This is a genomic window from Paenibacillus chondroitinus NBRC 15376, assembly GCF_004000765.1.
In the GTDB taxonomy this organism is placed as follows: Bacteria; Bacillota; Bacilli; order Paenibacillales; family NBRC-103111; genus Paenibacillus_E; species Paenibacillus_E chondroitinus.
Window position 1 is genome coordinate 24,394 of record NZ_BILW01000041.1, and the last position, 16,679, is coordinate 41,072.

At 49.5% G+C, this 16,679-nt stretch carries 12 protein-coding genes; all 12 read left to right on the forward strand.

All coding sequences use genetic code 11. The features are described from left to right. Positions 1-5 precede the first annotated feature (5 nt). The 12 genes from PCH02S_RS29065 (at position 6) to PCH02S_RS29120 (ending at position 16,640) form a co-directional block, all read left to right on the forward strand. Positions 6-1,385 (forward strand): MATE family efflux transporter, encoded by a 1,380-nt coding sequence (locus PCH02S_RS29065; RefSeq protein WP_127457589.1) that lies wholly within the window; start codon positions 6-8, stop codon positions 1,383-1,385. A 25-nt stretch (positions 1,386-1,410) separates the two neighbouring features. Further along, positions 1,411-3,624, forward strand: coding sequence for an alpha-galactosidase (locus PCH02S_RS29070; RefSeq protein WP_127457590.1), 2,214 nt, complete (start codon positions 1,411-1,413; stop codon positions 3,622-3,624). A 2-nt stretch (positions 3,625-3,626) separates the two neighbouring features. Beyond that, entirely contained in the window at positions 3,627-4,001 is a 375-nt protein-coding gene (locus PCH02S_RS29075) for a cupin domain-containing protein (protein ID WP_127457591.1), read from the forward strand. Beyond that, entirely contained in the window at positions 3,998-5,776 is a 1,779-nt protein-coding gene (locus tag PCH02S_RS29080) for a glycoside hydrolase family 36 protein (protein ID WP_127457592.1), read from the forward strand. The genes PCH02S_RS29075 and PCH02S_RS29080 overlap by 4 nt, the downstream gene beginning before the upstream one ends. Positions 5,777-5,815: 39 nt before the next feature. Then, positions 5,816-6,805 carry an aldo/keto reductase gene (locus PCH02S_RS29085; protein ID WP_127457593.1) on the forward strand — a complete coding sequence of 330 codons (990 nt, stop codon included), beginning with the start codon at positions 5,816-5,818 and terminating at the stop codon, positions 6,803-6,805. Positions 6,806-6,841: 36 nt separating this feature from the next. Beyond that, entirely contained in the window at positions 6,842-8,041 is a 1,200-nt protein-coding gene (locus tag PCH02S_RS29090; RefSeq protein WP_246069292.1) for a glucuronate isomerase, read from the forward strand. Positions 8,042-8,186: 145 nt separating this feature from the next. Beyond that, positions 8,187-9,143, forward strand: coding sequence for an ABC transporter permease (locus PCH02S_RS29095; protein ID WP_127457594.1), 957 nt, complete (start codon positions 8,187-8,189; stop codon positions 9,141-9,143). Positions 9,144-9,173: 30 nt separating this feature from the next. Continuing rightward, complete coding sequence (locus PCH02S_RS29100) at positions 9,174-10,043, forward strand: carbohydrate ABC transporter permease (protein ID WP_127457595.1); 870 nt, start codon at positions 9,174-9,176, stop codon at positions 10,041-10,043. A gap of 45 nt (positions 10,044-10,088) precedes the next feature. Further along, a complete protein-coding gene (locus PCH02S_RS29105; RefSeq protein ID WP_127457596.1) occupies positions 10,089-11,657 on the forward strand; it encodes a type 2 periplasmic-binding domain-containing protein in 1,569 nt (522 codons plus the stop codon). 131 nt (positions 11,658-11,788) lie between these two features. Further along, complete coding sequence (locus tag PCH02S_RS29110; protein WP_127457597.1) at positions 11,789-13,363, forward strand: type 2 periplasmic-binding domain-containing protein; 1,575 nt, start codon at positions 11,789-11,791, stop codon at positions 13,361-13,363. A 157-nt stretch (positions 13,364-13,520) separates the two neighbouring features. Then, on the forward strand, positions 13,521-14,483 hold the full coding sequence (locus tag PCH02S_RS29115) for a Gfo/Idh/MocA family protein (protein ID WP_127457598.1): 963 nt from the start codon (positions 13,521-13,523) through the stop codon (positions 14,481-14,483). An 18-nt stretch (positions 14,484-14,501) separates the two neighbouring features. Further along, positions 14,502-16,640, forward strand: a complete 2,139-nt coding sequence (locus tag PCH02S_RS29120) for a glycoside hydrolase family 31 protein (RefSeq protein WP_127457599.1) — start codon at positions 14,502-14,504, stop codon at positions 16,638-16,640. The last annotated feature ends 39 nt before the right edge of the window (positions 16,641-16,679 follow it).

A 16,679-nucleotide genomic window follows, 5' to 3' on the forward strand; every position in this document is an offset into this window, starting at 1 on the left:
CGATCATGAAAGCGGCAGAAGCCTATAGCGATTCCGTCACGGTTGATCCGCAGGATCACAAGGCGGTTCGCCGCATGATTTTTAAGCTGGCCGGACCCTCTTTGACGGAGATGCTGCTCATTAACATGACACAGATGGTAATGATGATTCTGGTGGGACATCTAGGAGCGATTGCGGTTGCCGCTGTTGGATTAACAAGCCAGCCTTATATGTTAATGACCGTCCTATTTGCAGCGCTGAATACAGGCACAACGGTCATTGTCGCCCGTTCCACGGGGGCAGGAAAAATGGGGGATGCGAACCGGGCTGCCGGCCAATCGCTTATGCTGGGCTCTGTGCTCTCCGTTCTGATTGTGGCACTTGGCATCTTATTTTCGGAGGAGATGCTCCGAATGATGGGGGCTAGCCCTGAAGTCGTTCACTATGGGCTGAACTATGCCCGGCTGATGTTTTTGTCCATTGGATTTTCCTCTATCTCGTCTGCTTTGTCCGCTATTTTACGAGGGGCCGGAGACACCCGGACGCCCATGAAAATTAATGTGATGTCAGGGTGTCTGTCCATATCTCTGGGGTTTGTGTTGATATACGGCCATTTAGGCCTACCGGAAATGGGAGTCGCTGGAGCAGCTATCGCCACTTTGGCGGTTCAGGCTATGGCGATGATTGCCTTCTTAGTCGTTATGTTCAGCGGGAAATTTGCGGTGCGGATTGGTTGGGCGGAGATAAGCCGTCTAGATAAAAGCATGATTTATCGCATGTTGAGAATTGGTATTCCCTCAAGCCTAGAGCAGCTTATCATGCGTCTGGGGATTATGACGTTTGTCAAAATATGCGCAGGGCTTGGGACGGTTGCCGTTGCCGCCTCGCAAATTGTGACGAGTATTATCGGCATCTCGTTTATGCCCGGGGCTGCTTTTGCCATAGCGGCTTCTACGTTGGTAGGGCAAACGCTTGGCGTCGGCAAACCCGACCTTGCTGAGCGGTATGTCTGGCAAATCCGGAAATACGGCATGCTCTTAGGCGGTGTCATGGGGGCGGTGTTTATCCTGTTTGCCCCCTACATTTTCAGGCTGTACACAAGTGACGCCACCATTATCCGCGAAGGGGCATGGGCGCTTCGAATTGTTGGTTTTATCCAAATTTCGCAAATCTCTCAGTTCATTCTTGGAGGAGCTTTGAGGGGAGCTGGAGATACGAGATTTCCATTGTACTCGACTTTGATTGGCGTCTGGGGCGTGCGGGTCATGCTCAGTTATGTATTTGTTTATATCTTTTCGTGGGGGATGTTCGGCTTGTGGAGTGCCGTTGCCTGCGATCAATTTCTACGATCAAATCTCATTTATTTCAGGTTTAAACGGATGGTTTGGAAACAGGTAAAGATTTAAATGCACAAGAAAGGGGCTGCGGGATATGGGCATTGTGTACGATTCGAATTCGCAAACCTTCCATCTTCAAGGGAAGTCGACCAGCTACATCATACAGTTGATTAAATCCAAATATCTTGCCCACGTCCATTTTGGACGAAGGGTTCGCGGAAGCAATCTTGGCGGTCTGCTCGCCATGCGGCGCCGCTGCTCATTTTCGCCGTCAACGGATCCGGATGATTTGACACTGTCGCTCGACACGCTGCCGCAGGAATTTCCGGCATATGGAGGCAGTGATTTTCGCGTACCCGCTTATCAAGTGCAGATGGAAGACGGAACGACCGTCAGTGAGCTTATTTATGAGTCTCATCGGATCTATGCGGGTAAACCGCAGCTGGAGGGCTTGCCTGCAACTTATGTGGAACAGGACGGCGAGGCGGAGAGTCTCGATATCGTTTTGACGGATGCTGCCATCGGCTTGCAAGCCATTCTGACTTATACGGTTTTTCGAGATCATGATGCGGTTGCCAGATCGGTTCGGTACATCAATACGGGAAACCGTTCGATGAAACTGCTTAGAGCGTTGAGTTTCGGCCTCGACATCTCGCATTCCGATTTCGATATGCTCCATTTGTCTGGAACCTGGGCGCGCGAGCGCCATATCGAAAGACGCCCTCTGGCAACGGGGGGATCCGTAATTGAGAGCCGGAGGGGGAGCAGCAGCCATTCGCTCAACCCGTTTATGGCCTTGCTTTCGAAGCAAGCGGATGAAGATCAAGGAGAAGCCTATGGCTTTAGTCTTGTATATAGCGGAAGCTTTGTCGCGCAAGCGGAGGTAGATCCTTATGGAACAACCCGTGTTGTCATGGGGATCAATGCCTTTGACTTTTCCTGGCTGTTAGAGCCGGGGCAAGCTTTTCAATCGCCTGAGGCCATTCTTGTATTTTCAGCAGAAGGGCTTGGCGGGATGTCGCGCACTTACCATAAGCTGTACCGCACGCGACTATGCCGAGGGGAGTATCGGGATCGTCACAGGCCGATTCTCATCAACAACTGGGAAGCCACCTACTTCAACTTCAATGCGGATAAAATCGAAGAGCTGGCGGCGGTTGGCAAACAGCTCGGTTTAGAGCTGCTAGTTCTTGACGATGGATGGTTCGGCAAAAGGGACAATGACAAAAGCTCGCTCGGAGATTGGTTCGTCGATCCGGGCAAGCTGCCTAAAGGCATGCCGGATTTGGTTAGCCGTGTGAACCGGCAGGAACTGGCGTTCGGTCTATGGTCTGAGCCGGAAATGGTGTCACCGGACAGCGACTTGTACCGCGCACATCCCGATTGGTGTCTGCATGTGCCGGGCCGGCGCAGGACCGAGGCGAGACAGCAGCTGATTCTGGATTATTCGCGCCAAGATGTGAGGGATTACATCGTAACAGTCATTACGGATATACTTGCCAGCAGTCCGATTGCTTATGTCAAATGGGACATGAACCGCAATATGACGGAAATCGGTTCAGCTCTGCTCCCTCCGGAGCGGCAGCGGGAGACGGCTCATCGCTACATGCTTGGGCTCTACGAAGTGCTGGAGAGGATCACGTCCAGATTCCCAAATGTGCTGTTCGAAAGCTGCTCCGGCGGCGGCGGGCGGTTCGACCCAGGCATGCTTTACTATATGCCGCAGACGTGGACGAGTGATAACACGGATGCGGTGGAGCGGCTGAAAATCCAATATGGCACAAGTTTGGTGTATCCAATCAGCGCTATGGGGGCGCATGTTTCTGCGATCCCGAATCATCAAGTCCATCGCATGACACCGCTGGATATGCGGGGGCATGCCGCCATGTCGGGCAATTTCGGTTATGAGCTGGATTTGACCACGTTTACAGAGGAGGAAAAGGAAGCTGTAAAACGGCAGGTTGCGCTCTACAAGGAGCTGCGCCCATTGATTCAATTCGGGCAATTTTACCGATTGAGCAGTCCTTTCCAAGGTGTGGATGCGGCTTGGATGTTCGTGTCGGAGGACCAGAAAGAAGCGCTCGTCGCTTATTTCCAAGTGCTGGCTGAGCCCAATGCTCCGCTGAAGAAGCTGCGTCTGAAGGGCTTGGAAGCAGGCGCCAATTATCTTTTGTATGATGCGGATGCTCCTGATGAGACCGACGCCATCTGTTTCGGTGGAGATGATTTCATGCATATTGGTTTGAATTTACCGATCTGGAAAGGCGATTTCCGAAGCCGCCTTTACCGTTTGAAAATGGAGGGATAACGATGATAAAGCTGCGTTTGAGCGATCTGCGGGATACCAAGAGCGGACACATTTTGCAGGATGTTTTGCCAGGTGATTACTTATCTTCAGGCGGTCTTTCATTTGCCAAACGAGGGGAGCGAAGTCACACCAATGATGGACCTGACGGCAGGGACTATCATATCCATGGGGATTGTGAGGCGTTCATCATTTTACAGGGCAGTGGAACCATGGAGATTAACGGGGAGCATACGCCGGTTACCACAGGGGACATTGTGATTGTTGAGCCAGGCGAAGATCATCATCTCAATTCGAGTGAGGACGATCCGATTGTGACTGTATGGTGCCATGCAGGTTTGAACCGCCATAAGAATCAACAGCAGGAGGAGTCTGTATGAACCGGCAAATCACGACGGCTGCCCATACCTTTACGTTAACTGGAGAGAGTGATGGGTTCACGGTGTCCCTTGCAGCTGAGAAGCTGCAAGAGGGCCTGGATCTAATCACGCTGCGTCTGGATGCGGAAGAAGCGGCAGTTCCCCCTGTTTTAACGATCAATTGGTCACATCCCGCATGTGATATTCAGGCCAGCTGGCATCCGGCGCAAGACCGCAATAAAAGCTTTAAGGCCGACTGGATGCGCACATTGCGCTCGAACGCAGCAGCCTCTGCCCCTGTCTATGCGCTGTTTAACAGCCTTGGCCACAATAGACTTACATTCGCTTATTCGGATGCGCTGAATACCGTTCATTACTCGGGAGGCATTAGCGAGGAAAAAGCGGATTTCCATTGCCGGGTCCAATTATTTGCGGAGACGACAGCACCATTATGTTCTTATGAGGCCAAACTTCTCGTGGATACAAGAGATATTCCTTACTACGAAAGCTTACAAGGCGTGCAGGAGTGGTGGAGCTCAATGCCGGAATACCGTCCTGCCTTCGTCCCAGCCGCCGCCAAAGAACCGATGTACTCAACTTGGTACAGCATGCACCAGAATGTAACGGACGAACAGATTGAACAGCAGTGCCGGATCGCCAAAAAGCTTGGAATGGAAGCCGTCATCGTTGACGATGGCTGGCAGACGGAGGATAACCGCAGAGGGTATGCCTACTGTGGCGATTGGGAGACATACGCGGGGAAATTCCCCGACATGAAGCGGCATGTGGATGCGGTTCATGGTCTGGGCATGAAATTTATTCTATGGTACTCTGTGCCATTTATCGGTAAATACAGTCATGTGTGGGATCAATTCAAGGATAAAATATTGCGCTTTAATGAGAACCATGGCGCCGCCGTGCTTGACCCGAGATACCCGGATGTCCGAGAGTATATCATTCATAAATATGAAGAAGCGGTGAAAGAATGGGACTTGGACGGATTCAAGCTGGACTTCATCGATACGTTTTATTCGCCGGAGCTGCAGCTTCCTTCAACGGTTGAAGGGAAGGATTATGAGTCGATTCCGGCGGCTGTTGACCGTCTCTTGACGGATTCGATCGGCAGGCTGAGAGAACTGAAACCCGATATCATGATTGAGTTTCGCCAAATGTATATTGGGCCGGCGATGCGCAAGTACGGCAATATGTTTCGTGCGTCGGATTGTCCGAATGACAGCATTCAGAACCGGGTGCGGACGCTTGATATTCGACTGATTTGCGGCAATACGGCGGCTCATGCGGATATGATCATGTGGCATCCCGAGGAGCCGGTGGAAAGCGCCGCACTCCAGCTGATCAACTGTTTGTTCTCCGTCCCTCAAGTGTCTGTTCTTCTGGATACATTGCCGTCCGACCATTTGGCGATGCTGGACTATTGGCTTGCTTTTTGGAAAGAGAACCGGGGTCTGCTTCTGGACGGCAGCATGGAGCCGATGAATCCGGAATTGTTATATCCACTTGTACGTTCTGTTAAAGAAGATAAAGGGATTGTTGTCGCTTACCATGACAGCATTGTGCCTATTCCAGCTGCTAGATCCGTGTCGAAATGGATGGTGGTGAACGGCAGAAGGCAGGATGGACTGTTCCTTGAGGTATCAGAACCGGTTGAGGCAGCGAAAGTGGTCATTACATCGTGCACGGGTGAGATTGTTGAGGAAAGGTCCGCACAGTTTACAGCAGGTATTCATAAGCTGGCGATTCCAGCTTCCGGGATGGCAACCCTCTATCTTTCATAATCACTCTATCAAGCTTGTACCTATTAGGAGGTATCTTTCATGAATTATTTAGCAGACGAACAACGATATACCAAAATGGCTTATCATCAAACGGGAAAAAGCGGACTTAAGCTGCCGCCGATCTCGCTCGGCTTATGGCATAACTTTGGCGGCGTGGATACGTTTGAGAGCAGCAGGGCACTCTCACGTCACGCTTTTGATTTGGGGATTACGCATTTTGATCTTGCAAATAATTACGGTCCGCCGGCAGGTTCTGCGGAAGAAACGTTTGGGCAGATTATGAAAAAGGATCTGCATCCCTACCGCGATGAGTTGATCATCGCAACGAAGGCCGGCTATCGCATGTGGGAGGGCCCTTATGGAGAGCGGGGCTCCCGAAAAAGCATGCTATCGAGCCTTGATCAGAGCCTCAAACGACTAGGCTTGGATTATGTCGATATCTATTATTCGCACCGGTTCGATGCGGAAACGCCGCTTGAGGAAACGATGGGCGCTTTGGATCAAGCGGTACGCCAAGGGAAAGCGCTGTATGTTGGCGTTTCCAACTATAATGCAGAGCAGACGGAACAGGCAGCGAGTATTTTGAAAAGCCTGGGAACTCCGTTCGTGATCCATCAAGTACACTATTCCATGTTCGAAAGAAAGCTGGAACAAGGCTTGCAGGATGTGCTGGCCCAAGAGGGCATCGGTTCGATCGCTTACAGCCCGCTGGCTAGAGGGCTGCTCACCGATCGTTATTTGGAGAACATTCCGGCAGACTCGCGTGCCGCCGGAGGCAGTGTGTTTCTGCGGCCTGAAGACATCACCGAAGAGAAAATTGCGAAATCGCGCCGGTTGAACGTGATGGCCCAGGAGCGGGGACAAAGCTTGGCCCAAATGGCCTTGGCGTGGGTTCTTCGCAAGGGGCACGTGACTTCCGCTTTGATCGGGGCAAGCAAGGTGCAGCAGTTGGATGATAATGTGGCTGCTTTGAATCAGCTTCATTTTACAGAGGAAGAATTGGCTTTGATTGATCAAATTCTTGCATAGATCCAAATTTCATAGCAGCAGGAGGAGGAAATAGAAATGAGCATGGGGATACAACTCAGTAAAGAAGCATTCACGAAACATATTTTGCAGCAACCGGTTTTGGATACTCACACCCACCTTGTGGGGGATCGTCTCGCTGCCGGGGATTTTTGGGAAGTAGCTCATTACTTCTGGCTGTTTCGCGAGATGCAGGCAGCAGGTTATCCAGCAGGTGCGATGGAGCTGCCGGAGGATTTGCGAATTTCTGCGTTCTTGGATGCCTACCAAGCAACCAGAAATACCTTGATGAACATTGCATTTACGCATATTCTCAAAGATCTTTATGGCATAACGCTTAGCGATAAGGCTTCCGTGCTGGAAGCCGATAGGGCCATCAAGCAGTCTGCCCAAAGGGCCGATTGGGCGCAAGAGGTAGCCAACCGTATGCAAGCGCGACGTTTCGTCGTGAATATCCCGGAGCACGCCGAGTTTCAAGGCATGGCACACAATGCCATTCTCATTCCACGAATAGATGGCAAGTTGGGGGCATGGGTCAAGGACATTGAAGCGTCGAGTGACCGTGCTGCGGCATTGGCGGACACGCGCGCGAAGCTGGGCCAATTGTTGGATGCGTACAAAAAGGACGGCGTCAAGGGGATTATGACGACGCTGCCGAGCTATAAGGCCAGCGCCAATCACAAGGTTGTCATCGGACAGGACAGCACCAAAGACGAGATCCTGATGATGCTTTTGCATGAAATCGGAGCAGCAGCTGAGCAGCGGGGACTGCTCGTGCAGCTATTTCTCGGCGTAGAGCGCTCCTGGTGTGGAACAGCTGTGCCGGTTAATGATCCGGAACGTATCTTAAAGTTGTCCGCCCTATTTGAAGCGTACGCTTGTCCGTTTGAGCTTGTTGTAGCGTCAGAGCTGAATAACCTGGATATCGTGCAGGCCGCATGGAACTTCCCTAATGTGCACGTCGGCGGGCACTGGTGGTTTAACTTCCGCGCGAGCACCTACCGTGACAGCATGCAGTACAGGCTGGAAGCACTGCCTGCCATCAAAAGCTCGCTGATCGTATCCGATGCGCGCTGCATGGAGTGGAGCTACGGGAAGATTATCGTGATTAAACGGCTAGTAGGCGAGTTCCTCTGGAATCAAATCGAAGCGGGCTGGATTGATCAGTCCACAGCGTTACAAATCGCGGAAGATTGGCTGTATCGAAGTGCGGCGAAACGGTACGGCGTCGAGTTATAAAGAGACTTTTTTCGAGCTGCTATCCAGTCTCCAATCAATCATAAAAAAACACAAAGCGCTATAAGTTTCGCCATCGCTAGCTGCTGCCAACCCTTGTAAGATAAGGAAGTACATTAAATGCTGCAGGCATGAAGGGGAGGAGAACATGGCCAGTAAAATTCAGCCATCCGATCGAACAATTTACAATTTCACATCGCAGAGTCAGAAATGGGCTTTTATGCGAAAACATTGGCCGATTTATGTGATTTCATTACCGGGTATTATTTATTTCTTGCTTTTTAAATATATCCCCTTATTCGGTTCAGTCATTGCTTTTCAAAACTACAACATATTCAAAGGCATTAAGGGGAGTCCGTGGGTCGGGCTGGAAAATTTCCAGCGGATGTTCCAATACACCGAATTTCTGCAGATTTTGAAAAATACGATTTTGATCGGGATCTACGATTTGCTCTTCGCCTTTCCGGTTCCCATCCTATTGGCTTTATTGATCAATGAATTACGCATCATGACGTACAAAAGAATCGTTCAAACCGTGGTCTATATGCCACACTTTCTATCGTGGGTCATCGTAGGCGGGGTTGTTGTCGGCGTACTATCCCCGTCCACTGGAATCGTTAATCATCTTCTCGGCTTATTCGGCGTCGATCCGATCTACTTTTTAGGGGAAAATGAATATATCCGTACGATTCTTATCTCTTCAGGCATTTGGAAAGACAGCGGTTGGGGGACGATCATCTATTTGGCTGCTATTGCTGGGATTAACCCTGATCTCTACGAGGCTGCCCAAATCGATGGTGCCAGCCGGCTTCGGCAAGTGTTTTCTATTACCATTCCGACGATTTTACCGACGATTGTCATTCTATTTTTGCTTCATATCGGAAACTTTCTCGACTTTGGCTTTGAACGCGTCTTTGTCTTCCTCAACCCGCTCAACAACGAAAATGGGGAAATTATCGATACGTTCGTATACCGTGCAGGACTTGTTGACCGTCAGTACAGTTACACAACGGCTATTGGGTTGTTCAAGTCGGTTGTCGGCTTAGCTTTAATTATGTTCAGTAATACATTCAGCAAAAAAGTAACGGGTGAAGGCTTGTATTAAGGACACAGATAAGAAAGGAGGTAATTCGCTATGATTATGACAAGAGGCCATAAAATTTTTAATTTTATTAATATTATTCTATTGGGAGCTCTCGGACTAAGTATGGTGCTTCCCCTCATCCATATTATTGCTCAATCCTTAAGCAATAACGTCGCGATTAACGCAGGGCAGGTTTCACTTTGGCCGGTTGGTTTTACACTGGGAAGCTATAAGCTTATTTTGCAGGATCCGACAATCTGGTTAGGATTCAGGAACAGCGTCATTATTACCGTTTTCGGTACATTCATCAATTTGTTTATGACAACGACGCTGGCGTATCCGCTCTCCAGGCCTGAATATTTGTTCCGTAAATCGATTCTGATTATGATACTGTTTACATTGATTTTCAGCGCACCGCTAATTCCAAATTATTTGCTCGTGAAGCAGTTAGGGTTGCTTAATACGTTATGGGCTTTAATGCTCCCGATGGCGATCAGCGCTTTTAATCTATTTGTTATGCGATCTTTCTTCCTAAACCTGCCGGTTGAGCTGCTGGATTCAGGCCGAATGGACGGATGCGGGGAGTTCCGGATCTTGTGGAACATTGTACTGCCGCTTTCCAAGCCCGCTATGGCGACCATGGGGATCATGTATGCCGTTGGACACTGGAATCGTTATGCCGAAGCCGTCTTTTACATCGATCACCGAAATTGGATTCCGCTGCAGGTTCGCTTAAGGGAGATTGTATTCACGGATCAGTTCGGCCAATCGGATGTATCGTCTGAATTAATGCTTTTCCTTTCACCCGAAGGGATCAAAATGGCTGTGATTGTTGTTGCGACGATACCCATTCTTCTGGTCTACCCGTTCCTGCAAAAACACTTTATTCAAGGTATGATGGTAGGCTCCGTCAAGTCTTAACCTTATGGAAACACATCTAATTTCGATTAGAAAGAGGGGATTCCATTGAAAAAAGTAGCAGTTGTGGCGTTAGCCGCAGCACTGTCTGCTGGAACTATGGCCGGATGCTCCACAGGAACGACAGAGCCGCAGCAAACCGCTGCGGCTACGGCGGCACCCGAGGCGAAAAAGCAGCCAACGAAATTTTCCATTTCGTATCCGACAACTTCCAATACCGGCTACCACACCCGTGTCGATATTAACAATGACAAATGGGTGAAAAAGTTAGAAGAGCTGACGAACACCGACCTCACGCTGAAAATAACGGAAGTAAGCAAAATGGGCCTCATGTTCGCCAGCAATGACGTGCCCGATGTCGTGGGAAGCTTGGGAACAGCGACAGACAAAGCGATGTCCGGTTCCGTAGAAGCGGGTATGTTCATGCCTCTGGATGACTTATTAAAACAGAATGCTCCCAATTTGATGAAAATGGTGCCGAAGGAAGCTTGGGAAGCTGTATCCTATAATGGCAAAATATACGGCATTCCCAACTGGTTGAACAATCCTTCCAGGCGCGCCACCTTTATCCGTACCGATCTGTTGGAGAAGGCGGGATTGCCGGCACCGAAAACAGTTGATGAGTTTTTGAATGTCCTTCGCAAATTTAAAGAGATGGGCGTTAAGTACCCGTATGGGGGGCGTGAAACGTTAAAATATGCCGACACGATCCTCGGTGCTTACGATGTGCTTCCGTACAAAGAACAGTTCGAATTGGTCAATGGTCAAGTTGTGCCGAAATTTTTTGATGTGGACAATATGACAAAAGCTTTATCCGTCTATAAAACCATGTACGATGAAGGTTTGATGGCTAAGGAATTCGCGACGACGTCATCGACGGATTGGTTAAAAAATATTCGAGCCGGCGAGGTAGGCATATGGTCTTCCAACTTGGTCAGTTTAAATGATTTCCGGACGAATATTCCGAATGCCGTGAAGGGCGCGAAAGTCGATGTAATCTCATCACCCAAGGGTCCGGATGGCAAAAGCGGCTATCTGATGTATTTACCGGTTACAAGTGCGCACTATATTAACAAAAATGTGAAGCCTGAGACGGCAGCGGAGATCGTGAAATATTTTGATTGGATGTCGTCAGACGAAGCTTATAAGTTCTTCACGTTTGGAATTGAAGGCGACACGTATACGGTGGTCGATGGTAAAATCAAGTATAAGGAACCGACCAACAAAGAAGAACAGGAAGAGCAGGACCATAGAGGCACCTTGCACTCCGCCCATGAAAGCACGGTGAACCGTCTGAAAATGGAAACGGATCCGAACGGTCCGTATATTTTGGATGCTTTCGATAACATTCTTGCCCATGAAGGGTTATCTGGGATTGGCTTTGCTCCGGATTTGGAGGCGAATAGCAAATACCCCGACGCTGCTTCGCCGGGTTCGGATGCAGCTCCGAAAATCATTATGGATCATATGATCAAAATGATATACGGCAAAGAGCCGATTTCTGACTGGCCGAAGGTGATTGAAGAATACAAGACCAAAGGCGGCAACGAAATCATCAAAGAAGCAACCGATCGTTATCAAAATAAAAAGGGCGTTCTTTTTCTTGGAAAGAAATGAGGATGACCGCTAAGCAATCGTATAAAATGACATAGCTCCTTAAATTTATACATTCAGAAAATTTTAAGCAGTCGTTATGATAACACTGAGCAGTGGAACCGCTTGCAAAAAAGCTGGAAAGAAGGGGTTATATGAAAAAAACGATAAGTCTCACTCTCGCTGTCATCATGGCAGCATCCGCACTCACCGCTTGTTCAACAGATAGCAAAGTAGCGGAAAAAGCGTCGTCGCAGCCGTCTGCAGATGCGAAGAAAGCACCGGCGAAATTCTCTATCCTTTTCCCGACGACCGTAAGTACGGGCTATCATACCCGCGTGCCGGATTTGAACAAGGACAAATGGGTATTGAAGCTGGAGCAGCTAACCAATACGGATCTTGACGTGAAAGTGATGGAGGATGCCAAATTCGGCGTCATGTTCGCAAGTAACGATATCCCGGATGTCGTTGGCAGCATTGGCGGTCCAGGCAGTAAGTCGATGTCCGGTTCCGTGGAGAACGGCGTGTTCATGCCGCTGGATGATCTGCTGAAACAGTACGCTCCGAACTTGATGAAAGCGATTCCGAAAGCCGCTTGGGATAGCGTTTCGTATGAAGGCAAAATTTATGGTGTGCCTGAATTTTTGAGCAATCCTTCCCGTCGTTCGACTTACATTCGTACGGATCTATTAGAGAAAGCAGGGTTACAAGCGCCGAAAACCGTCGATGAATTCCTGAATGTGCTGCGTGCTTTCAAGAAGCTGGGCGTCGAGAATCCGTATCAGATGAGGGAGAACTTCAAGTATGCGGACGTTATTCTGGGCGCGTACGATGTGCTTCCTTACAAGGATCAATTTGAATTGGTGAACGGTCAGGTTGTTCCGAAATTTTTCGATGTAGAGAATGTGCAAAAAGCACTTACGACCTACAAAACGATGTACGATGAAGGCTTGATTCCAAAGGAATTCGCTACAATCTCCTCCACGGATTTCTCTAAAAATATTGAGTCGGGCAAAGCCGGCATTTGGTCGCAGAACGCCTCAGGCTTGCCGGGCTACCGGACGAAAATTCAACAAGCTGTTCCAGGGTCTAAGGTCGAAATCGTTGCCTCGCCCAAAGGGCCGGAAGGGAAAGGCGGCTACTTCTATTACGCGCCGGTCATTCGAACCTTCTTTATTAACAAAAACGTGAAGCAAGAAACAGCCGTAAACATTATTAAATTCTTCGATTGGATGGTTTCGCCAGAAGCCGAAACTTTCTTCACTTTTGGTATTGAAGGGGATACTTACACCAAGGACAGCAGCGGCAAAATTAATTACAAGTTCCCTACGACCAAGGAAGAGACGGATGAAGAAGGCTTCCGCAGCGGAACGATGTGGGCGGTGCATGACTCCACTTACAACAAACCAAGATTGCTGCTGAACGAGGATGGCAAAGCAACATTGAAAGCATTTGATGAAGTGTTAACGAAGGAAGGGCTGCCAGGCATTGGTTTCTATCCGGATTTGAGCACATTCTCTAAATTCCCGGATCTTGCGGCACCGCAACCCGATGTAGGTCCCAAAATTATCGTTGATCATATGATTAAAATGATTTACGGCAAGGAACCGATCAGCGATTGGCCTAAAGTCATCGAAGAGTACAAGTCCAAAGGCGGTAACGAGATTATTAAGGAAGCAACCGATCGCTGGAACAAAAAACAAGGCGCAATTATGATTGATATTAAATAAAGGCGGAAAAGTATCCATTGGCGGAGTTTTGCTGGTGGATATTTTTTTATTTGCAGAAAATCGTAAAAAATGACATACGATCTTAATTTTATCCTTTCAGCGTGCCGAATTAATTCCTATAATGAAGGCAACGAAACAATGAAGGGGTGACCAACGCGTGAAAGCGATATTGGTTGGTTTGGGTTCGGCAGGATTTAGCTGGTATAAGCGCCTGCGAGATCAAGGTTTATTGGCAGCCGTTGTCGAGGTGGATGCGGCGATGAAAGAGAAAATGCAGAATGACCCTTTTCCTTTTTACACTTCCTTAGAGGAAGCCTTGCAGAAGGAGCAAGCGGATTTTCTTGTCAATGTAACGTCACCGATGGTGCACACCGTGGTGAATCATGCGGCTTTTGATCGTAAATTGGCGGTTTTATGCGAAAAGCCGATCTCCTTTGATTATGAGGAATCCATTGAAGTGGTGGCTCGGGCGGAGCGAGAAAAGCTGCCTTTTATGATCGCAGAAAATTACCGGAGGATGCCGCATATACGTAAAATGAAACAGCTTTTGGACGAGGGCGTTATCGGCAGCCTGTCCTCTATGGATGTACAGTTTTATAGATATCACAACGTTCAAAGAAGATACACCGTCAGCATTCTGGATGACATTGGTGTCCATCACTTTGATTTGTTCCGTTATTTTAGCGGAAGAGAAGGAAAAACCGTACAAGCAAAGCTGTACAACCCAATCAATGCGTGGGAGCAGGACGGCGCCATTATTAATGCTTATGCGTTCTTAGAGATGGATAACGGCATTACGGCATCGTATAATGCCTCCATCTCGGCCAGAGGGACTGAAACACCATGGAGCGGGAATTGGCGCTTGGAAGGCACGGAGGGAGCAATTGAATACGTCGGTAATGAGATCCGCGTTATACGGGACGGAGAGGTTCAACGGATCGAGGACTATAGCGGCATTGATCTGACCGATACGCTGGCTGAATTCCTGGCTTCGCTGCGGGAAGGGCGGGAGTCGGAGACTAGCGGCCGGGATTATTTGAAAACGCAGGCGCTTGTGCATTATGCCAAGTTGGCCAGCGAATTCGGGAAGACGTACGCAATTCCGGTTCCAATCATATAGACGAATGGAGATGCGAGCATGCCGATTACAAAGTGGGAACAAACAGCGCCAGGCATATGGCGTTTAACAATTGGAGAGCCTCAGGGGATCACACCATTAACATGGATGGGGGTTGCACCTAAGGATGAGGCTTTGTTGCAAATGCCGCAGGTAGAGCCTCCTTTTGCCTGGGATCATGTTCAATTGGAGGAAGCGGGAGGGCGCTTCGTTGTGTCCTTCCCACTAAATAGGACCGAGAAGCTGTATGGTACAGGCCTTCAGCTGCTGCGAATGAATCAACGGGGGAGAACCCGCTTTTTGCGTGTGAACAGCGATCCTAAACAGGATACGGGTGAAACGCATGCGCCCGTCCCTTTTTATGTGAGCGATCAAGGGTATGGAGTCTGGGTGGATACGCCACGCATCGTAACGATGTTTTGCGGCTCTACGTTGAAGCAAGAGGATACGCAGCAGGAAGAGATTCGCGATCGCAATACGGATAAAGGATGGAAGGCTACGCCAGTGGCATCACGGGTAGAAATCCAGATTCCTGCTGACGGCGCAGTCGTCTATTTATTTGGCGGACCTACCCTTTCTGAAGTGGTAGCCAGATACAATTTAATGTGCGGGGGAGGCGTTTTGCCTCCGAAATGGGGACTAGGTTTCTGGCACCGTGTTCCGACATTGTACAGTGATCAGCAAGTGCTTGAAGAAGCCGAGCAATTCCGCCTTAACGATTTCCCTTGCGATGTCATTGGACTGGAGCCTGGCTGGCACAGCCACAGCTATCCGGTCACTTATGAATGGGAAAAAAACCGGTTTCCTGAGCCTGCCAGCTTTGTCAATCAACTGGCTCAAAAGGGCTTTCGTGTGAACCTCTGGGAGCACCCGTACGTTTCGCCTCAGAGCGAACTATACGCAGGCTTGCAGCCGCTTTCGGGAACCCATACCGTGTGGGGCGGGCTTGCGCCGGATTACTCGCTGCCAGAAGCAGCTGAGCTTTATAAGAAACAGCATGAGGAGCAGCACGTGCATATCGGAGTGTCCGGGTACAAGCTGGATGAATGCGATGGCAGTGAATTGACGAACAATTCCTGGATGTTCCCGGCTCATGCCAAGTTCCCCTCCGGCTTGGACGGCGAGCAGATGAGACAGATGTATGGCTTGATGTTCCAAAAAATGACGGCTGATCTGTTCCGAAGCCGGAATCGCCGGACGTACGGACTGGTCAGAGCTTCAGGTGGCGCTGCCTCAACGATGCCATATGTTCTGTACTCGGATTTATATGACCATAAGCAGTTTATTCGGGGGATTTGCAGCTCTTCCTTTAGTGGTTTGCTGTGGACACCGGAGGTCCGCCGGGCGAGAAATGCCGAAGATTGGGTTCGGCGTATGCAAACGGTCTGTTTCTCACCGATGGCCATGCTGAATGCATGGGGTGACGGGACTAAACCGTGGTCCTTCCCCGAGGTAGAGGGCACCGTGCGGCATTATATTAAACTGCGGATGAAACTCCTGCCGTATTTATATACCGCTTTTGCCGTTTATCGCGAGCAAGGGATTCCACCGTTTCGGGCGATGCCGTTCGTACTGACGCCGGAAGAGATTGCCGACGCTGAGGCCAAGTTAGCCGCCCAAGATGAGCAGCAGCTTTTGAATACGACGGATGGCGCTTACGGTAAAAAGAAGGCTAGAGAGTGGGACGACCAGTATATGGTCGGGGATGCGCTGCTTGTAGCTCCTCTGGTCGAGGGAGAAACAGAGCGTGAGGTACTGCTGCCTGCTGGTGTTTGGTATGGCTTGGAGACGGGAGAGCGATATACAGGCGGTTGTGTGATCCGTGTGCAGGCAGGCCTTGAGCATATCCCTGTTTTCGTGAAAAGCGGCTCCATTATTCCTATGATGGCTGCGCTTCCGCATGTTCCGTCACCTGGAACGCTTACGGAGATTGAATTGGTGCACTTTGGCACCGAACCTGGAACAACAAGGCTTTATGACGATGATGGCGAAACCTTCGATTACGAGCAAGGCAAATGCAGTTGGTGGAATTTGAGCGTAACGATCGATCAAGATGGCCGATATATCGGCGCATGGATAGGAGAAAACAACGGATCGTCATCTTACCGGGCGGTCACTTGGCGATTTGCACAAACACGTTTGTTGATGAACGAGCAGTAAGTAGGTTATCATAATTGGATTAGCAACGCTGAGAGCATG